This is a genomic window from Streptomyces sp. HNM0575, from assembly GCF_012726265.1.
Classification (GTDB): Bacteria; Actinomycetota; Actinomycetes; order Streptomycetales; family Streptomycetaceae; genus Streptomyces.
Genome location: NZ_JAASAG010000006.1, coordinates 156,146 through 175,055, shown reverse-complemented (window position 1 = coordinate 175,055; position 18,910 = coordinate 156,146). Strand labels below are relative to the sequence as shown.

The window sequence follows — 18,910 nt, the reverse complement described above, 5'->3', positions numbered from 1 at the left end:
GATCCGGTCCGGGCCGCCGGGGCCCGGTGCTCACACGGCCGCAGCCCGGCGGCACAGCTCCTCGGGGATGCTGCGGGTGTCGATGTGCACGCCGCCCGCGGAGCGCCCGCCGGAGACCGCGGCCGCCCGCAGGCAGAAGTGCACCCACATGTTGAACTGCATCTCCTTTGCCACCCGCAGCCGCCCGTAGAGCAGATCCGCCAGCCGGTCGCCCGCACGCGACCAGGCCTCGATCGTGAACTCCAGCCCGCCGTCCGCGGCTTCGCCGGCCCGGAACTCGATCTGCCCCGCCTCCAGATGCCCCTGGAGCGTGCCGAAGCGGAAGGAGACCGGGTCGCTGTGCACGACGCGCACCGGCCCGTCCCACGGCCCCGGCATCTGCACCCGGTACTCGTCGCCCACGCACGGCGGTCCGTCGCCGCCGCGGGTCTTGTGGAAGACGGCGACGGTCGACGGGGCGATCCGGTTGAGATTCGACGTCACCGCCCCGATCAGCTCCGCGGGAGTCATCGACGAGCCTTCGATGCGCACGGTGAAGCGGCGGTGGAACATCGGGCCCGTGCCGTCCGCGAGGGGCTTGGAGCGCTCGTCGCGGAGTTCCGCGGGCAGTCCGGGCGGCAGATCGCCGGCGTCGCCGGGCGCCTCGCCGCGGTGCAGGGCCGTCACGCGCCACAGGTACTGCCACGACACCACCAGCACGCCCAGCGGAAAGCGCGCCAGTGCTCCGAGCCGCCTCATCGGCGAGGGCCCTTGCGGAGGTGCGGCATGGGGTGTCGACATGAGCGAATGACACCATACGCACCATTCGTGCGCGCGGGCGCCGTGCGCCTGTCGCCGCCGCAGGACCGGCGTTCCCCGGTGCACCCGGGGAGCTTGAAGGACCCGGGACATCCGAGGTGCCCGGGCGACCCGGAGGACGGAGGCCGCAGGTGCTGACCGAGACGGTGATGCGTCACACGGGGCTGCGCAGCAGCCATCTTCAGGCGTCGGCCATGGGCTCGGTCGGCCTGTGCCTCGTGCTGTGGATGCGCGCGGCGGGCCTGGACCAGGACGAGCGCGGCAACGCCGAGCGCCGCGCCATCTTCGTGGGCCTGTGGGCTCCCACGTTGCTGCTGCTGGGCCAGTCGCTGCGTGAGTTCGAGTAACGGCGTCACGGGCGGGCACGGCGCCCTCGTCACGCGTGGCTCCCGGCGCCAAGCGGGCCAAGCGGGCCAAGCGGGCCAAGCGGGCCAAGCGGGCCAAGCGGAGAACGCGTGATCCGCGAGGGGCGTCTCCGCCGCGCCGGCGCGCTCTCCGCCCTGCGAGCCCTCCGCGGCCTGGACGTCAACTACCCCGAGCCGCCTCCCGGCGCCGCCCCCGCGACGGGCTGGCACTTCGACTCATACGTGCAGCCGCTGCCGCCGGAGTCCCCCGGCGCCCCGGCGGCCGGCGGCCCGTGGGAGACCGCGTGCCGTCTCGTACGGGACTACCAGTTCGCCGACCCGTACATCCTGCGCGGCCTGTACGACGCGACCGGTCCGCTGCTCGGCCGCGACATCCTCCTCGACGCCCGCTTCTACGGGCTCCGCTTCGACTTCGGCGTGCGCATCACCTCGCTCACCGACACCACACGCGGTACGGGCGAGAGCGCACGCCGCGCATGGGGCTGGGGCTACCAGACCCTGCAAGGCCACCTGGAGGAGGGCGAGCTCGCCTACGAGGTCGTGAAGCATCTGGCCACGGGCGACGTGGACTTCGTCATCACCGCCCACTCCCGGCGGGCCCCGATCCGCAACCCGCTGGTCCGCCTCGGGTTCGTGCTCTTCGGCCGGGTCACGCAGCGCCGCTTCTACCGGCGCAGCGCCCGGCGGCTGCGCAGGCTGCTGCTGGACGAGCTGCACGGGGGCTCCCCGTCCGCTCCGGAACCGCACCCGGGCGACGGCCGCGTCGTGATCGCGCCCGGCGGCAGGCGGCGCGGGCCGGCTCCTCCGCCCCCGAGCCACACGAGTCACACACGTGGTTGAACTCGGCGTTAACGGAGACCCGTGGCAACGCATCTCGCAGCGCTGCATGGGATGAAGGCGTCGGCAGTTCGAGAGAGCAGCTCCGCCGCCGTCCCCCTCCGCGGTGGTACATGCCCTCCGCGGAGGGGGTTTGACCCTGCACCCCGTCCGGCGCACCCCGTCCGGCGCCGGCGCCTCGTGACACCTGGGCGGCCATCCGCGTACGCACCCGCCGCGCACCCCGTCCGAACCCCGCCTGAACCCCGCCTGAACAGGGCCTTCGTCTCAGCGGCTGGACCACCTGCGGTGCCGTGTGAAGGAACGCACTAGGCTGCCCGTGTGGCTGATCTCCAGATTCCCGCTGACATCAAGCCCGCCGACGGTCGTTTCGGCTCGGGCCCGTCCAAGGTGCGTACGGAGGCGCTGAACGCGCTCGCTGCCACCGGCACTTCGCTACTCGGCACCTCACACCGCCAGGCCCCGGTGAAGAACCTGGTCGGCCGGGTGCGTGATGGCGTCAAGGAGCTGTTCCAGCTGCCGGAGGGCTACGAGGTGGTCCTGGGCAACGGCGGCACGACCGCCTTCTGGGACATCGCGACGCACGGCCTGATCGACACCAGGTCGCAGCACCTCTCCTTCGGCGAGTTCTCCAGCAAGTTCGCCAAGGCCTCCAAGCAGGCGCCGTGGCTGAGCGACCCCACGGTGATCGAGTCCGAGCCCGGCACCCATCCCGCGGCGCGGGCCGAGGCCGGCACCGACGTCTACGCACTCACCCACAACGAGACCTCGACGGGCGTCGCCATGCCCATCGAGCGGGTCGCCGGCGCCGACGACGGCTCGCTGGTGCTCGTCGACGCCACGTCCGGCGCCGGGGGCCTCCCCGTCGACGTGCGCGAGACCGACGTCTACTACTTCGCCCCGCAGAAGTCCTTCGCCTCCGACGGCGGCCTCTGGATCGCCGTCTTCTCACCGGCCGCCATCGAGCGGGCGGAGCGCATCGCCGCCTCCGACCGGCACATCCCGGCGTTCCTCGACCTGAAGACCGCGATCGACAACTCCCGCAAGAACCAGACGTACAACACCCCGTCCGTGGCCACGCTCTTCCTGCTGGGCGACCAGCTGGAGTGGATCAACGGCCAGGGCGGTCTCGACTGGGCGGTGCGCCGCACCGCGACGTCCTCGCGGACGCTCTACGGATGGGCGGAGGACGCGAAGTTCGCAGCGCCCTTCGTCTCCGACCCGGCGCAGCGCTCCCAGGTCGTCGGCACGATCGACTTCAACGAGGACGTCGACGCCGCCGCGATCGCCAAGGTGCTGCGGGCCAACGGCGTGGTCGACACCGAGCCGTACCGGAAGCTGGGCCGCAACCAGCTGCGCGTGGCGATGTTCCCCGCGGTCGAGCCCTCCGACGTGGAGGCGCTCACGCGCTGCGTGGACTACGTCGCCGAGAACCTCTAGGCGAGGATCCAGCCCGGTCCTCCGGCTGCCGGGAGCTTCCAGGCCGCCGGGGACCTCCGGGTCACCGCGTACCGAAGGCGGGTCCGGACACCGCGAACGAGCGGCGTCCGGGCCCGCCTTCGGCTTTGTGCCCAACATCGTGGGTACGGCGGAACGGGCCACGGCGGAACGGGCATGGGCGCACGCACCGGCCGCACCCCCATCGCGCCGCACATACCGCAAGCGCCGCACGGACCGCACGCGCCGCCGGTACCGGCCACGCCGCACGCACCGGCCGCGTCACCTCCTGCGGAACCCCCGCCGCAGCAGCATCCACAGCACCACCAGGCCGGCGATCGCACCGCCCCCGACCACGACCTTCTTCTCGTCGAGCTGCCCCTCGTCCCCGCCGCCCGCGGCACCGCCGCCCTGCGCGCCGCCGTCCGCCTTGCGATCGTCCGCGGGAACGCTGTCCGGCAGCAGCTCGCCGTCCAGCTCCAGCGGGTCGACCGTGCTGCCCTTCCCCTCCGAGCCGCACATCAGGGTGCGTCCGTCGTCGGTGAAGGTCACCGACTCGCCCTGCCCGGCCATGGGCACGCTGACGGGGGTGTCGAGGGCCTCGGGCTTCCCGTCGCGCCAGCGGAACATCTCCCCGCCGAAGTAGCTGCGCAGCACCAGCCGCGTACCGTCCGGCGAGAACGCGCCGTCCGTGGCCCACACTTCGGTACGGGCGATGCGCCGGAAGACGTTGACGCCCGACGCGGAGAGCTGTTCCGGGCCGGCGTAGATGCCGCCCTTCTTGTTCTGGTTCTTGCTGGCGATGTAGACGCGGCCGGTCTTCGGATGGACCATCAGCGACTCAGCGTCACGCGGGCCGTCGGCGTATCGCACGGTGTAGCGAGTCGGCGCGACCGTCGTGTCCCGCAGCTTCGCCGGCTCGCGGAAGCGGTAGATCCACACCTCGTTCCAGCCGCCGTTCAAGTTGTCGCCGATGTCGCCGACGTACACCTGGCCGTCCGGGCCGGTCGAGATCGCCTCCACGTCGCGGGGGTCGATGCCCTGGAGGGTCACCGTGGCGACCGTCCTGCCCGTCGAGGAGTCCACGGCGTATACGTAAGGGCCGTCGTCGGAGTCGTTGTGCGTCCAGTAGACGCCCTTGTGCGTGCGGCTCGCCGCGAGCCCGCTCGACTCCGTGATGCGCGGGTCCTTGATACGGAACGAGCCCGGCCCCTCCTCTCCCCCCGACGGTGCGGCGGCGGCCACCGCCGCCGGCCCCAGCACCAGCAGCCCCGCCGCTCCCACGGCCCCGACGGCCCCCACGGCCGCGACGGCGCGGCGCAGTAGCGCGGCGCGGCGGCAAATCACAGACAGCACACCCATGGCGACAGTCTCCCGCACTCTGGGGGCACCACCCAGGCCGGAGGCTCTGGGGGAGGCACCACCCGGCCGGAGGCTCTGGGGGAGGCACCACCCGGCCGGAGGCTCTGGGCGAGGGTCCCACCCAGGCCCGAGGCTCTCGGGGAGGCGCTTGCTTCGAGCCCACTCCAAGGGCTTGGCTCTACGGACATGGAGTACACGCAGCTTGGCCGCACCGGCCTCAAGGTCAGCCGGATCGTCCTCGGGACGATGAACTTCGGACCTCAGACGGACGAGCCCGGCAGCCACGCGATCATGGACGCCGCGCAGGACGCGGGCATCAACTTCTTCGACACCGCCAACGTTTACGGCTGGGGCGCCGACAAGGGCCGCACCGAGGAGATCATCGGCGCCTGGTTCGCCAAGGGCGGCGGCCGGCGCGAGAAGACCGTGCTGGCCACCAAGGTGTTCGGCAGCATGGCCGCCGAGGGCGACGCCACCCCGAACCAGGACCGTCTCTCGGCGCTCAACATCCGCCGCGCCGTCGACGCGAGCCTCAAGCGGCTGCGGACCGACCACATCGACCTCTACCAGTTCCACCACGTGGACCGCAGCACGCCCTGGGACGAGATCTGGCAGGCCATCGACGTCCTCGTACAGCAGGGAAAGATCATCTACGCCGGCTCGTCCAACCACGCGGGCTGGCACATCGCCCAGGCCAACGAGACGGCGGCACGGCGCGGCACATACGGCCTCGTCAGCGAGCAGTGCCTCTACAACCTCGCCGAGCGCCGTGCCGAGATGGACGTGATCCCCGCGGCACAGGAGTACGGCCTGGGCGTCATCCCCTGGTCGCCGCTGCAAGGCGGCCTGCTCGGCGGCGCGATCCGCAAGGAGAGCGAGGGCGGCGGCGCACGCAGCACCACGGGCCGCTCGGCGGACCGGCTGGCGGACCCGCGGGTGCGCGAGCAGATCCAGCGCTACGAGGACCTGTGCGCCGAACGCGGCCTCGACCCGGGCGAGACGGCGCTGGCCTGGCTGCTGTCACGGCCGGGCGTGACGGGTCCGATCGTGGGCCCGCGTACGCCCGAGCACCTGGACTCGGCGCTGCGCGCGGTGGAGTTGAAGCCCGACGACGGTCTGCTCGCCTCGCTCGACGAGATCTTCCCGGGGCCGGGGCCGACACCGGAGGCGTTCGCCTGGTAGCGGCGGCGCGGTGACCGGCGGCCACGACCGCGACCGCGGCGGTGATGCGCGGTCGCGGCAGCGGTCAGGACAGCGGTCGCGGCAGCGGTCAGGACAGCGGTCACGACAGTGGTCACGGCGGGCAGTGGGTGTGGCCGGGGCCGTGGGCCCGGGCCACGGCCAAGCCCGTCGGCCACGGCCGGCGCGCCGGTCATGACCGGGCCCCGCTCGTCCGCGGTCGTGGACAGTGGCCGTACGGGACGGTCGGTGGGCCCTCGGCCCCCGGCCGCCCTACGCTCCGACCGCTGCCGCGACGGCCACCACGATGAGCATCAGCACGAGCGCACCGCTCACGATGCGCGTCCTCGTCTTGGTATTCACGGCTCCAACGGTAACCAAGTCCGTCACCCGCCCAGCGGCCAGGCCGCGATCCGCTCATAACGGGGCTGTTCGCCCTGCACGCCGCCCTCCGGCAGATTGCTTCGTACGAGCGCCAGTTCACCGGCGGTCCACGGCTCGCCCGCGAAGGCGTCGAGGGCGGCGGTGTAGGGACGCAGATCCAGCCGCGACGACCTGGAACGGGCCAGGGTCAGATGGGCGCGGAAGCGGCGGGGCTCGTCCGTGCCGAGCCCGACTCGCCGCCCCGCGGCGGCGGTGGTCGCGGCGAGCCTGCGCAGCCCCTCCGCGGCAGCCTCGCCCCGCACCGGCCCGTCCGTACCGTCCGTACCACCGGCCCCCTCGTCGGCGGACCCGTGCCCGCGGTCCCCGCCGTCCTCGCGGTCCCCGCCGTGTGGGCCGTCCTCGCCGTCCTGGCCGTCCCCGCCGTGCGCGCCCTCGACCGCCGCCCACAGCGACGTGTGCCCGAACTGCCCGCCGCCCGCGATCCGCAGCCGCAGCGGGCGCGCCCGCCGGGCCGCGCGCGAGAGGCGCTCTCGCAGTCCGTCCAGCTGCCCGTCGCCCACCTCGCCGTAGAAGGCCAGGGTGATGTGCCAGTTCGCGCGGTCCGCCCAGCGCAGCCGCCCCGCACGGTCCATGGCCCGCAACTCCGCGACCTTCTCCGCCAGTTGGGCCGCTCCGTCCAGTACGTGCGCGGGCGGCAGCAGCGCCGTGAAGAGTCTCATGCCCCCAGCATGGCCCGTGCACGGCCGCCGGACTCCGCGGGTCACCGCACCCCCGGCCGCCCACGCCGCCACCGTCGCCGGCCGGCCGGCGAGCCACCGTCACATGAAGCGCCGGAACGGCCTGACCGCCGCCTCCTGCATCCGCTGCCCCAGCGCCCTGCCGCGCCAGCGCTTCGCCCGTATCCCCGTACTGTCCGCGAGGTCTTCGGCGAAGTGCTCTTCCAGCGTCGCCGTGAAGGACTCGTCGAGCACCACGAGCATCACCTCCTCGTCGTGGTCGAGCGAGCGGCGGTTGAGGTTGGTGGAGCCGACCAGCGACACCGCCCCGTCCATCGTGATGATCTTGGCGTGCATCATCGTCGGCTGGTACTGCCAGATCCGTACGCCCGCCGCCATCAGATCCGAGTAGTAGCGCTGCCCGGCCAGTTGGCACACCCGCTTGTCCGTGTGCGGACCGGGAAGCAGGATGTCGAGCTCGACGCCCCGCCTCGCCGTGGCGCACAGCAGCTCGATGAAGTAGTCGTCGGGCGCGAAGTAGGCGGTCGCCAGCTTCACATGGCTGGTCGCCGACTCCAGTACGACCCGGAGCAGGGTCTGCATGTCCTGCCAGCCGAAGCTCGCGGAGCCCCGTACGACCTGCACGACGGAGCGCCCCTCGGCCTCGTGGGCGACGGACCGGTCGCGTTCGTCGAAGAGTTCACGCCGGCACTCGGCCCAGTTCTGCGCGAACGCCGCCGTGATGCCGTCCACCGCCGGTCCGCTCACCCTTATGTGGGTGTCCCGCCACTCCCCTTCGTGGCGTGCGTCGCCGCACCACTCCTCGGCGATGCCGACACCGCCGGTGAAGGCCACGGTCTCGTCCACGACGAGCACCTTGCGATGGCAGCGGTGGTTCTGCTTCACCGGCGAGATCCACAGCGGCTTGCGGAACCAGACCACGTCGACGCCCGCGCCGGACATCCGGTCCAGCAGCTCCTGTTCGATGAGCCGGCTGCCGAAGCCGTCGAGGAGCAGCCGTACGCGCAGGCCGTGGCGGGCGCGGTCGGACAGCGCGTCGGCGAAGTCCCGGGCGATCTCCCCCCGCCAGTAGACGAACGTCATCATGTCGACGGTGTGCTCGGCCGCCCGGATGGCCTCCAGCATCGCGGGGAAGATCTCGTCGCCGTTGCGCAGTACGCGCAGTGCGTTGCCTTCGGTGGCGGCGACGCCGATCAGCCGTTCCAGCCGCCGGCGTATCCGCCGGATGTCCTCGCCGCCGCCGTCCGCGGCCCGCGGTGCGGGAACGCCCTCGACGTCCTGTGCACCGGGAGTCCCCACCGGCCCTGCCGAATTCATGTGCGGAGCCTACGAGTCGGCCGTCAGGCGGCAGAAGTCACCCTTTCCCGGTCCGCACCGGTCGTCGCCCGCTCGGGACCGGGCGACGGCTCCCGCGGTACGAACGTCACGTGCCGGTGCCCGCGCCGCAGGTCCACGCAGAGCCGCAGCCCACCGGCCCGCGCGAGTGCCAGGCCCACGCCCACGGCGACGACCGCCGAGATCAGCCCGCCGGACAGGAAGCCGATGCGGGCGCCGAAGGTGTCGGTGACCCAGCCCATGAGCGGCCCGCCGATGGGCGTACCGCCCATGAAGACCATCATGTAGAGGCTCATCACCCGGCCCCTCATCGCGGGGTCCGAGGCCGTCTGCACGCTGGAGTTGGCGGTGACGTTGAAGGTCAGGCCCATGATGCCGATGGGTGCCATCAGCGCCGCGAAGAGCCAGAACGACGGCGAGAGTGCCGCCGCGATCTCCAGCACCCCGAAGAGCAGGGCGGCCCCCGCCATCAGCCGCATACGGGAGGCACCGCGCCGTGCGGACAGCAGCGCCCCCACCACGGAGCCCACGGCCATGAGCGTGTTGAGCAGCCCGTATGTCCCGGCGCCCTCCTCGAAGACCTTGTCCGTGAACGCGGTGAGCCAGATCGGGAAGTTGAAGCCGAAGGTGCCGACGAAGCCCACGAGCACGATCGGCCAGATCAGTTCGGGATGGCTGCGCACATACGTCAGGCCCTCGCGCAGCTGGCCCTTGCTGCGGGGCGCGCGCTCGCTGGGGTGCAGTTCGCCGGTGCGGATCATCAGCAGACCGGTGAGCGGGGCGATGAACGAGAGCCCGTTGAAGAGGAACGCCCAGCCGCTGCCGACGGCGGAGATCATCACGCCGGCGATGGCGGGCCCGACGAGGCGGGCGCTCTGGAAGTTCGCGGAGTTGAGCGAGACCGCGTTGCCTATCTGGCCGGGGCCGACCATCTCGGAGACGAAGGTCTGACGCGTCGGATTGTCGAGCACGGTCGCCAGGCCGAGCACGAACGCGAGGGCGTAGACGTGCCAGACGTGGACGTTGTCGCTGAGCGTCAGCGCGGCCAGGACGAGACCCGTGAGGCCCATGACGGACTGGGTGATCAGCAGCAGCCGGCGCTTGTCGCAGCGGTCGGCGACGACTCCGCCGTAGAGGCCGAACAGCAGGAGGGGCAGGAACTGTAGGGCCGTGGTGATGCCCACGGCGGTCGCGGACCCGGTGAGGCTGAGCACCAGCCAGTCCTGGGCGATGCGCTGCATCCAGGTGCCGGTGTTGGAGACGGCCTGGCCCATGGCGAAGAGCCGGTAGTTGCGTATCCGCAGGGACGAGAACATCGACGGCTTCGAGGCGGGCCTTCGCCCGTCGTCCGCGGCGCCTTCGCCCTGCCCGTCTGCGTCGGCGGGACCGCGGCGCCGCTCGCCGCTCCGGTCGTCCGCCGTCCCGTCGTCGTTCAACGGCCCGTCGTCGTTCAACGGCCCGTCGTCGTGAAGTGCCTTGCCGTAGTGAAGTGTCTTGTCGTCGTGAACTGTGTCGTCGTCGTTCAACGGCTTGTCATCGGGTGCGGGTGCGGAATCTGCTCCGTGGCCCGTACTCAAATCGCCTTCGCCTCCTCGTCTGTCCGCGTCAGTCGTCCGCGTCGTCGTCTTCCTTCGTCCGTCCGTCCGCTCCGTGCCGCCGCTGCCGTACCGCTGCGGCCGTGGCATCGCCGCCGTGCACCTGCTGCCGTACGGCGGACCGCCGTACCGTCGCTGCCGTCCGCGCGGAGCCCCGCGGGGCTCCGCCGCTACGAGTGCGCCAGCTTCTCCAGCACCGGGGCCGCGGCCCGCAGCCGCTCCCACTCGTCATCGTCGAGCCGCCCCGCCAGCTCTGCCAGCCAGGCGTTCCGCTTCTCGCGGCTGGCGGCGAGCATCGTCTCGGCCCGCCCGGTCTGCGTGACCGTCTTCTGGCGGCGGTCGTCGGGGTGCGGCTCCAGCCGCACCAGACCCTTCGCCTCCAGCATCGAGACGATGCGGGTCATCGACGGCGGCTGCACATGCTCCTTGCGTGCCAGCTCGCTGGGCGTGGCCGAGCCGCAGCGGGCGAGCGTGCCGAGCACGGACATCTCGGTGGGGCTCAGCGACTCGTCCACGCGCTGGTGCCGCAGGCGCCGCGACAGGCGCATGACGGCGGTACGCAGCGAGTTCACCGCGGCGGCGTCCAGCTCGCTCGCGGTGGCGGCACCCGCTCCTGTGGGGGCGGGAACCTTGGCGTAACGCTCGGATGTCTCCGGCATGTTGTTAGCGTAACTCATTACCTGGCCTAATGAACAGGCGAGGGCCGGGGTCACGGTCTGTACGTCTGCTCACACATACGAGTGACTTCGCACGGAAATCTGAGGCATCACCCCGGGCCCGCCCGGGACCGTTGGACGCATGACTTCGACGACCTCGAAGGTGCTCAGCCTGCGGATGGACAGCGACCTGTTCGAGCGGCTGCACGCCCACGCCGGCAAGCGCGGCATGAGCGTCCAGGACTATGTGGTCCGTGCGCTCGTGCGCCACGACTTCGACGAACGGCTCCAGACCTCGGTCGAGGAGACGGAGCGGTTCTTCGGCTCGCCGCCCGGCGGGCGGGACGGCGGGGCGGAGCGTTCCGGCTCGCCGTCCGGCCCGCAGCGGGTCACTTCACGCCAAGTGCCTGCTCGATCGGGTCGAGCATGAAGTAGACGAGGAAGCAGGCGCCGACGACGCCCAGCAGCCACGGCACTTCACGGATCCGCCCGGTCACGGCCTTCAGCAGGAGGAAGGCGAGCACTCCGAGGCCGATGCCGTTGGTGATGCTGTAGGTGAAGGGCATCGCGATCACGGTGAGGAAGGCCGGCACGGCGATGGTGGGGTCGTTCCACTCGATGGAGCCGACGTTCGAGGCCATGATCAGGAAGCCGACGACGACCAGGGCCGGAGTGGCCGCCTGCGACGGCACGATCGTCGCGAGCGGCGTGAGGACGAGCGCGAGCAGGAAGAGCCCGCCGGTCACGATGTTGGCCAGTCCCGTGCGTGCGCCCTCGCCGACGCCCGCGGTGGACTCCACGAAGCACGTGTTCGCCGAGCAGGACCCGACGCCGCCGCCCGCGACGCCCAGTCCGTCGACCATCAAGATCCGGCCCATTCCGGGCAGTTGGCCGTTCTCGTCGGTGAGCCCCGACTCCTCGCCCACGCCGATGATCGTGCCCATCGCGTCGAAGAAGCCGGACAGCAGCACCGTGAAGACGAAGAGAGAGCCCGTCAGCGGCCCCACCTCCTCGAAGCCGCCGAAGAGGCTGACCTGCCCGACCAGCCCGAAGTCGGGCGTGCTCACCAGCGAATCCGGCGCCCTCGGCACATCGAGGCCCCAGGCCGAGTCCGGGATGTCCGCCAGCGCGTTGATGACGATCGCGACCACGGTCATGGTGACGATGCCGATGAGGATCGCGCCTTTGGCCTTGCGGACGATCAGCACGAACATCAGCGCCACCCCGAGCACGAAGACCAGCACGGGCCAGCCCTTCAACTGACCGCCCTGTCCCAGCCCGAGCGGCACGGTGGTGTGCGCGGCGTCCGGATTGCGGGTGACGAAGCCGGAGTCGACGAGGCCGATGAGCGTGATGAACAGGCCGATGCCGATGGCGATGGAGCGGCGCATGCCGCTCGGGATCGCGTCCAGCACGCGCTGCCGCAGCCCGGAGGCGACGAGGATCATCAGTACGAGCCCGGCCAGCACGACCATCCCCATGGCGTCCGGCCAGCTCATCTCGGGCGCGAGCTGGAGGGCGACGACGGCGTTGATGCCGAGCCCGGCGGCGAGCGCGATCGGCGCGTTGCCGACGACGCCCATCAGCACGGTCGTGATCCCCGCGATCAGCGCGGTCGCGGTGACGAGCTGTGCGTTGTCCAGCTGATGCCCGAACTTGTCCTTGGCGGAAGCGAGGATGATCGGGTTCAGCACGATGATGTAGGCCATCGCGAAGAAGGTGGCCAGGCCACCCCGGAGTTCCCGGCCGACCGTGGAACCGCGCTCGGAGATCTTGAAGAAACGGTCGACCGGAGTGGTGGCCGTGGAGGGCATGTGCGACCTCGATATAGCGGTGCGGCCCGCGGGGGCTGCGGGCCGCCGGAACGGGCGGGCCCCTGCGGCCGGACGGGCCGATGTGCAACAACGATCAAAACTGGACGCGAGGCGAGCGATTCCGGCCAGGTCCAAGTGCTTGCAGTATGGGGAAACGTGCACGAAGAGCGCCATCTCCGCGCGTAGATGCGTCCCTTGGAGCCCGCCGGAAGAGCCGCCGGGCACCCCGACCATGCCCACCCCGGACCGCGGGCGCGTGCCCCGGACCCAAGCCGTATGTGCGACCGGCACCGGCTCCCGCGCTCGCGCCGTCCCTCGATAGGCTGACCCGGCTGTTCACCCCTGCCCGACGGCGCACCCCACGGGCGCCGGCACTGCGAGCGCGAGAGGAAGCTGCGGCGATGGGCCTGATGAACCGCTGGACCGACGGCCAGCGCGAAGCCCCCGAGCCCCTCGAAGGCCCGGTCAGGGGCACCGTAGTGGTCGGCACCGGCATCTGGTTCGTCCTCTTCCTCGCTCAACTGCCCTTCTACGGCTGGTACGAGGACCACGGGCACACCTGGTTCATCTGGACATGCGGCGCCGGCGGCGGCCTCGGACTGCTGGGCCTCTGGTACGTGCGGGCACGCGAGCGGGCCATGCAGCGGGAGCGGGACGCGCAGAACTCCGGTGAGTGAGCGTCCACGCGTGATCGGCTCCGCCTGAGCGGACCCTCCTCGGCCCGCGCCCCCTCCCCCGAACTCCCTTGACTTCAACGGAGCTTGAAGTACGAGCGTGGAGCGTGACGACGGCACCGCGCACGAGGCGCCGCGCCCGTCCGTACGCCCCTACACCCGTGCATCCGGAGGCAGCAGGCCATGACCGCGACCGTACGCACCACCGACCACCCCGACCCGGCACGCGAGGACTCCCGCATCGCCTTCTTCAGCAGATGGCGCCTGCCGCGGCCCGGGGACCGGCAGGCGGCCCTCGACGCGATCGCCGGCGCCTGGGAGCCGGAGCCCTGGCCGTCGCCGGGCCTTCTCGGCTATCACCTCTACACGGGCGAGGACGGCGTGACCCTGCTGCACCACTCGCAGTGGACGGGCGAGGACGCGTACGCGGCCTACGCACGCGAGCACCGCGGGACGCGGAACGACGCGATCGACGCGGCCGTGCCGGGCATCGAGCGCCTCGCCCTCGGGAGCTACCGCCACTACCGCGGCGGCCGGGCGGAGGGGGACGCACGGGTGCCGGGCTGCGTCGTGATCGTGTCGGTGGAGTTCGAGGGGCCGGACCCGGTCCGTCAACGGGCCTGGGTGGACGCGGTGTTCGAGGCACTGGGGACCGATCCGCAGCCGCCGGGCGGCGGCATCGCCGCCCACTTCCACGTCTCCACGGACGGCGAGCGCGTACTGAACTACGCGGAGTGGGAGAGCGCGCAGGCCCACGTCGACGCCCTGGACGCTCCGGGGCGCGGCATCGGCGGTCCGACGGAGCAGTGGCGGCGGGTGCAGCAGTATCCGGGGCTGAAGCGCAGCACCGTCGAGCGCTACCGGCACGCGTACGGGCTCGTGCCCGGCTGACTGCTCCCTCGCGCTTGCGACGTCGGCCGCCGCGACCAGGGCGGCCGGTCGCGGCAGCCGTCGCGACGGCCGGTCGCGGCGGCCGAAGTCCCCGGCGGGCGCGCAGCGTCCGCCCGCTGTGACGTGCGACTCCTGCCACAGCCCCCTTATGCGATTTTGCGTATCATCCGTCGTCAGGGCCTATGCCCGAACGCCCCGCCGTGTCGGCGGTGCGCCACCGGTCACCCTGAGCTGAACAAAAGGGGCAGGAATGGGCGACGCGGAGAATCCGCTTACCGAGCTGGAACAGCTTCGCCGAGCCATGGAGACGCGTCCGGTCATCGACCAGGCGCACGGGGTGCTGATGGCTGCCTACCGCTGCACGCCGGACAGCGCCTGGGACGTGCTCGTCGAGGTCTCCCAGCGCGCCAACGTCAAGCTCCACAAGGTCGCCGCCGCCCTGGTGGCGACCACGCAGGGGGACGCGCTGCCGGACACGCTGAGCGCGGCGCTGCGTACCGCGCTGGGGACCACGGAGACGGACGAAGCGGGGCGGGGCACGTAAAACGCCCGTAACGTCGGATGCATGACGGAGCGGACGGGGACCTCCGCCGGGACGCAGCCCGGGGACGGCGCCGGGCGCGGGCTGAGCGCCGCGGAGGTGGAGGCGCGGACCGCACGCGGTGAGATCAACGACGTGCCCGTGCGCAGCAGCCGTTCCCTGGCGGACATCGTCCGCGCCAACGTCTTCACGCGCTTCAACGCGATCATCGGCGTGCTCTTCGTGATCATCCTCTTCGTGGGGCCGCTCCAGGACAGCCTCTTCGGCTTCGTGATCCTCGCGAACACCCTCATCGGCATCGTCCAGGAGCTGCGCGCCAAGCGGACCCTCGACAACCTCGCCGTCATCGGCGAGACGCGGCCCGTCGTACGGCGTGATGGGCAGGGTGTCGCCCTCCCCGCCTCGCAGATCGTGCTGGGGGACCTCGTCGAGATCGGCCCCGGGGACAAGTGCATCGTGGACGGCGAGGTCGCGGAGGCCGACGGCCTGGAGATCGACGAGTCGCTGCTGACCGGAGAGGCCGACCCGGTGGCCAAGCAGCGGGGCGACCGGGTCATGTCCGGCAGCTTCGTCGTCGCCGGCAGCGGCGCCTTCACCGCGACGCGGGTGGGACGTGCCGCGTACGCCGCGCAGCTCGCCGAGGAGGCCTCCCGCTTCACGCTCGTCCACTCGGAGCTCCGCAACGGGATCAACGACCTGCTCAAGTTCGTGACCTGGGTGATCGTGCCGACCGGGATCGGTCTCGTGCTCAGCCAGCTCGTGGTCGGGCACAACGACCTGGCGGGGGCGGTACGCCGCATGGTCGGCGGCATCGCGCCGATGGTGCCCGAGGGTCTGGTGCTGCTGACGTCGATCGCCTTCGCCATCGGGGTCGTACGGCTGGGGCGCAGGAAATGCCTGGTGCAGGAGCTGCCCGCGATCGAGGGGCTGGCGCGGGTGGACATCGTCTGCCTCGACAAGACGGGCACGCTCACCGAGGGCGGGATGGACGTGGCCGAGGTGCGCGTCCTCGGGGACGGGAGCGCGTCGGAGGACGGGGGCGGATCGGGGGACGGGAACGGGCCCGCGGACGAGGACGGGAGCGCGTCGGGGGACGGGCGGGACGGCTCGCGTCCGGAGCCGTACGCCGGGCCCGATGCGGAGTCGTACGTAGAGCGGGTGCTCGCGGCGCTCGGCTCCTCCGATCCGCGGCCCAACGCGAGCATGCGGGCCATCATCGACGCCTATCCCGTGGACCCCGGGGGCCCGCGCGCGGACGGGGGACCGTGGCGGACCGAGCGGTCGCTGCCCTTCTCCCCGGCCCGCAAGTACAGCGGCGCCACCCTCGTGGAACCGGACGGCAACCGCCGCACCTGGCTGCTCGGCGCTCCCGACGTCCTCCTGCCCCGCGCCCATCCCGCCACCGGGGACGTCGAGCAGCTCAGCCGCGAAGGGCTGCGGGTGCTGCTGCTGGCCGCGGCCGACGGCCTGCCGGACGCTCCGGAGGCCGCCGACGGCGTCCGCCCCGCCGCTCTCGTCGTACTGCAACAGCGGCTGCGCCCCGACGCCGGGGACATCCTGCGCTACTTCGCCGACCAGGGCGTCGCCGCGAAGGTCCTCTCCGGCGACAACGCCGTCTCCGTCGGCGCGGTGGCGGGCAAGCTGCGGCTGTCCGGCGCGCAGAACCCCGTCGACGCCGACCGCCTCCCCCTGGACGCCCCCGGGGTGGTGCGCGCGCTGGAGAGCGGCACCGTGTTCGGCCGGGTCACGCCGCGGCAGAAGCAGACCATGGTCGGCTCGCTACAGGAGCACGGCCACCATGTCGCGATGACGGGCGACGGGGTCAACGACGTACTGGCGCTGAAGAACGCGGACATCGGCGTCGCCATGGGCACGGGTTCGGAGGCGACGAAGGCCGTGGCCCAGATCGTGCTGCTCGACGACAGCTTCGCCGCGCTCCCGTCCGTCGTCGCCGAGGGGCGGCGCGTCATCGGCAACATCGAACGTGTCGCCAACCTCTTCCTCACCAAGACCGTCTACTCGGTGCTGCTGGCGCTGCTGGTGATCATCTGGCAGGTGCCCTATCCGTTCCTGCCCCGCCACCTGACGCTGGTCTCGTCCCTCACCATCGGCATCCCCGCCTTCTTCCTCGCGCTCGCGCCCAACCGGGAGCGGGCCAGGGCGCACTTCGTACGGAGGGTGATGCGGTACTCCCTGCCGGCCGGGCTCGTAGCGGGCGCCGCGACCTTCGTGATGTACCTGGTGGCCCGTCATCACTACACCGGGCCGGGGGCGCTGGCCGCCGAGACCAGCGTGGCGACGCTGACGCTCTTCCTGATCGCGATGTGGGTGCTCGCGATCGTGGCCCGCCCCTACAGCTGGTGGCGGGTGGGACTGGTGCTGGCGATGGGCCTGGCCTTCGTGGCCGTACTGGCCGTCCCGGTCCTCCAGCGGTTCTTCGCGCTGAAGCTGGTCGGTACGGCGATGCCGCTCACGGCGGTGGCCGTGGCCGTCGCGGCGGCCGCGGCCATGGAGCTGATCTGGCACCGGGTGAGCCGCTGGAACTCCGGTTCCGGGACCAGCACCGGCACCCGCACCGGGACCGGCTCCGGGACCTGAGCCGTCAGAAGGCGTACCAGCGCACCGCCGCGTTGTCCTCCCGCAGCGACGCGACGCGGCGCGCGAACTCCCGCCGCGCCGCCGGGTTCGCGGGCGCGTGCTGCGCCACCCACGCGCAGGCCGCCGTCTCGCGTGCCCCGCGCAGCACCGCACAGCCGGGCCATTCCCTCACGTCCCAGCCGTAGGCCCGTACGAAGCCGGAGTAGTCCGCCTCCTCCAGCCCGTACCGGTCCAGGCTCAGGGCGAGCACCACGAGATCGTGCTCGCGCAGGTCGTCGGAGAAGGTCTCCAGGTCGACCAGGAGCGGACCGTACGGGCCGACGTGGACGTTGCGCGGCAGGGCGTCGCCGTGCAGCGGGCCCGGCGGCAGCACGGGCGTCAGCTCGGCGGCCGCGGCGTCGAAGTCCGCGCGGCGCGCCCGCAGATAGGCCGCGTCGGCCGCCGGTACCGCGTCGCCCGCCAGCCGCAGCCAGCGCTCCACGCCGGAGAGCAGATCGCGCCGCGGCAGTTCGAACGGCGGCTCGGGCAACTCGTGTACGAGCCGCAGCAACGCCCCGAGATCGGCCGGCACCGCCTCCCGTACGGGCTCCGCGAGACGCCGCCAGAAGGTGAGCGGATGTCCCTCGACGACGGCGACGCCGGAACGGGCAGCGCGCACGGCGGGCACCCCCTGCCGCTCCAGCCAGTCGGCGACGCGCAGTTCGCGCTCGGCGCGTTCGAGGAGCGAGGGGTCGCGTCCGACGCGTACGACGAGGGGCTCCGGGGCGCCCGGCGGGCCCAGTGCGAAGACGGCGTTCTCGCCGAGCGCCAGCAACTCCGCGCCGTCCGCCCGCTCGCCCGCGGAGGCGAGCAGCCGCCGGGCCCTCGCCTCCGTGAACGGCGGCGCGGCCGCGCCCGCAGCGGGCACCGGCGCGTGATGCCGCCGCCCCCGATGCCGCGTCCCCGCGTCGTGACCGTCGTGACCTTGCCGACCGTCCTGGCCTTCCCGGCCGTGGTGACCCATCGGGGCAGCGTATGCGCCCGCCCCGCGCCCCATCCCGCCGTGCGGCGCCGTCACTTGTCGTACGCGGCGTCCTCGTCGGGCGTCTCGAACGATCCGTACTCCGGCCGTCCCGCCCGCTCGTAGGTGTGGATCGCGACTCCGGTGCCGGTGGTCCTGGAGTCGACGAGGTTCATCGCCGTCGGCAGCGCGCCCTCGGCGAAGAGCCGTCCGCCGTTGCCGAGCACGACGGGGCAGACCAGCAGCCGGATCACGTCGACGAGGTCGTGCGCCATCAGGGACCGCGCGAGGACGCCGCTGCCGTGGATCTGGAGCTCGCCGCCGGACGGCTCCTGCTTCAGCTCGGCGACGCGCTCGGGGACGTCCGCGTCGATGAGCCGGGTGTTGTACCACTCCGCGGACTCCAGCGTGGTCGAGGCGACGTATTTCGGGAGGGTGTTGAGCCTGCTCGCGACCGGGTCGTCGGGGTCGGTGACCCCCGGCCAGTACGAGGCGAAGATCTCGTACGTACGTCTGCCGAGCACGAAGCCCTCGGCCTCGGCGAAGGTCTTCGAGACGAAGGCGCCCAGGTCGGCGTCCGCGTAGGGGACGATCCAGCCGCCCTGCTCGAAGCCGCCCGTGCGGTCCTCGTCGGGACCGCCGGGGGCCTGCATGACGCCGTCGAGGGACACGAACGCGGTGAGCGTGAGAGTAGTCATGCCCGTAAC

At 72.1% G+C, this 18,910-nt stretch carries 18 protein-coding genes; 9 read left to right on the top strand and 9 right to left on the bottom strand.

The genetic code is table 11. The features are described from left to right. Positions 1 to 30 precede the first annotated feature (30 nt). Complete coding sequence (locus tag HCC61_RS16350) at positions 31 to 738, bottom strand: DUF1990 family protein (protein ID WP_169136195.1); 708 nt, start codon at positions 736 to 738, stop codon at positions 31 to 33. 191 nt (positions 739 to 929) lie between these two features. Here HCC61_RS16350 and HCC61_RS16345 point away from each other — a divergent pair, with 191 nt between their 5' ends. The 3 genes from HCC61_RS16345 (at position 930) to serC (ending at position 3,440) form a co-directional block, all read left to right on the top strand. Further along, on the top strand, positions 930 to 1,145 hold the full coding sequence (locus HCC61_RS16345) for a hypothetical protein (protein WP_346777233.1): 216 nt from the start codon (positions 930 to 932) through the stop codon (positions 1,143 to 1,145). A 108-nt stretch (positions 1,146 to 1,253) separates the two neighbouring features. Continuing rightward, positions 1,254 to 2,003, top strand: a complete 750-nt coding sequence (locus tag HCC61_RS16340; protein ID WP_346777232.1) for a DUF1990 family protein — start codon at positions 1,254 to 1,256, stop codon at positions 2,001 to 2,003. Positions 2,004 to 2,321: 318 nt separating this feature from the next. Then, on the top strand, positions 2,322 to 3,440 hold the full coding sequence (gene serC, locus HCC61_RS16335; protein WP_169136194.1) for a phosphoserine transaminase: 1,119 nt from the start codon (positions 2,322 to 2,324) through the stop codon (positions 3,438 to 3,440). Positions 3,441 to 3,719: 279 nt separating this feature from the next. On the opposite strand, the gene HCC61_RS16330 is transcribed toward serC, so the two are convergent. Next, complete coding sequence (locus HCC61_RS16330) at positions 3,720 to 4,799, bottom strand: hypothetical protein (protein ID WP_240969042.1); 1,080 nt, start codon at positions 4,797 to 4,799, stop codon at positions 3,720 to 3,722. Between the two features lie 186 nt (positions 4,800 to 4,985). On the opposite strand from HCC61_RS16330, the gene HCC61_RS16325 reads away from it, so the two are divergent. Then, positions 4,986 to 5,981 (top strand): aldo/keto reductase, encoded by a 996-nt coding sequence (locus tag HCC61_RS16325; protein WP_169136193.1) that lies wholly within the window; start codon positions 4,986 to 4,988, stop codon positions 5,979 to 5,981. A 383-nt stretch (positions 5,982 to 6,364) separates the two neighbouring features. Here the strand turns inward: HCC61_RS16325 and HCC61_RS16320 are convergent, their stop codons facing one another. From HCC61_RS16320 to HCC61_RS16305, 4 genes are all read right to left on the bottom strand, one after another. Further along, entirely contained in the window at positions 6,365 to 7,081 is a 717-nt protein-coding gene (locus HCC61_RS16320) for a 2'-5' RNA ligase family protein (protein WP_169136192.1), read from the bottom strand. Positions 7,082 to 7,180: 99 nt separating this feature from the next. After that, complete coding sequence (locus tag HCC61_RS16315; protein WP_169136191.1) at positions 7,181 to 8,416, bottom strand: phospholipase D-like domain-containing protein; 1,236 nt, start codon at positions 8,414 to 8,416, stop codon at positions 7,181 to 7,183. A 23-nt stretch (positions 8,417 to 8,439) separates the two neighbouring features. Next, positions 8,440 to 9,750, bottom strand: a complete 1,311-nt coding sequence (locus HCC61_RS16310) for an MFS transporter (RefSeq protein WP_169136399.1) — start codon at positions 9,748 to 9,750, stop codon at positions 8,440 to 8,442. A 449-nt stretch (positions 9,751 to 10,199) separates the two neighbouring features. Beyond that, positions 10,200 to 10,577 (bottom strand): MarR family transcriptional regulator, encoded by a 378-nt coding sequence (locus HCC61_RS16305; RefSeq protein ID WP_240969062.1) that lies wholly within the window; start codon positions 10,575 to 10,577, stop codon positions 10,200 to 10,202. A gap of 250 nt (positions 10,578 to 10,827) precedes the next feature. Here HCC61_RS16305 and HCC61_RS30740 point away from each other — a divergent pair, with 250 nt between their 5' ends. Then, entirely contained in the window at positions 10,828 to 11,115 is a 288-nt protein-coding gene (locus tag HCC61_RS30740; protein WP_240969040.1) for a BrnA antitoxin family protein, read from the top strand. Here HCC61_RS30740 and HCC61_RS16295 read toward each other — a convergent pair. After that, positions 11,075 to 12,499: an NCS2 family permease gene (locus tag HCC61_RS16295; RefSeq protein WP_169136189.1), complete on the bottom strand. Its 1,425-nt coding sequence runs from the start codon at positions 12,497 to 12,499 to the stop codon at positions 11,075 to 11,077. The genes HCC61_RS30740 and HCC61_RS16295 overlap by 41 nt on opposite strands. A gap of 401 nt (positions 12,500 to 12,900) precedes the next feature. On the opposite strand from HCC61_RS16295, the gene HCC61_RS16290 reads away from it, so the two are divergent. From HCC61_RS16290 to HCC61_RS16275, 4 genes are all read left to right on the top strand, one after another. Further along, positions 12,901 to 13,176 (top strand): DUF2530 domain-containing protein, encoded by a 276-nt coding sequence (locus HCC61_RS16290; RefSeq protein ID WP_206322581.1) that lies wholly within the window; start codon positions 12,901 to 12,903, stop codon positions 13,174 to 13,176. Positions 13,177 to 13,356: 180 nt separating this feature from the next. Further along, entirely contained in the window at positions 13,357 to 14,064 is a 708-nt protein-coding gene (locus HCC61_RS16285; protein WP_169136188.1) for an antibiotic biosynthesis monooxygenase, read from the top strand. A 250-nt stretch (positions 14,065 to 14,314) separates the two neighbouring features. After that, positions 14,315 to 14,608 carry an ANTAR domain-containing protein gene (locus HCC61_RS16280; protein WP_169136187.1) on the top strand — a complete coding sequence of 98 codons (294 nt, stop codon included), beginning with the start codon at positions 14,315 to 14,317 and terminating at the stop codon, positions 14,606 to 14,608. Between the two features lie 21 nt (positions 14,609 to 14,629). Further along, positions 14,630 to 17,203, top strand: a complete 2,574-nt coding sequence (locus HCC61_RS16275; RefSeq protein ID WP_169136186.1) for an HAD-IC family P-type ATPase — start codon at positions 14,630 to 14,632, stop codon at positions 17,201 to 17,203. 4 nt (positions 17,204 to 17,207) lie between these two features. Here the strand turns inward: HCC61_RS16275 and HCC61_RS16270 are convergent, their stop codons facing one another. Both HCC61_RS16270 and HCC61_RS16265 read right to left on the bottom strand, forming a co-directional pair. After that, the gene (locus HCC61_RS16270) at positions 17,208 to 18,110 is read right to left on the bottom strand and encodes an aminoglycoside phosphotransferase family protein (RefSeq protein WP_169136185.1); all 903 of its coding nucleotides are present in this window, start codon (positions 18,108 to 18,110) and stop codon (positions 17,208 to 17,210) included. A 146-nt stretch (positions 18,111 to 18,256) separates the two neighbouring features. Next, a complete protein-coding gene (locus HCC61_RS16265; RefSeq protein WP_169136184.1) occupies positions 18,257 to 18,901 on the bottom strand; it encodes a dihydrofolate reductase family protein in 645 nt (214 codons plus the stop codon). Positions 18,902 to 18,910: the final 9 nt, after the last annotated feature.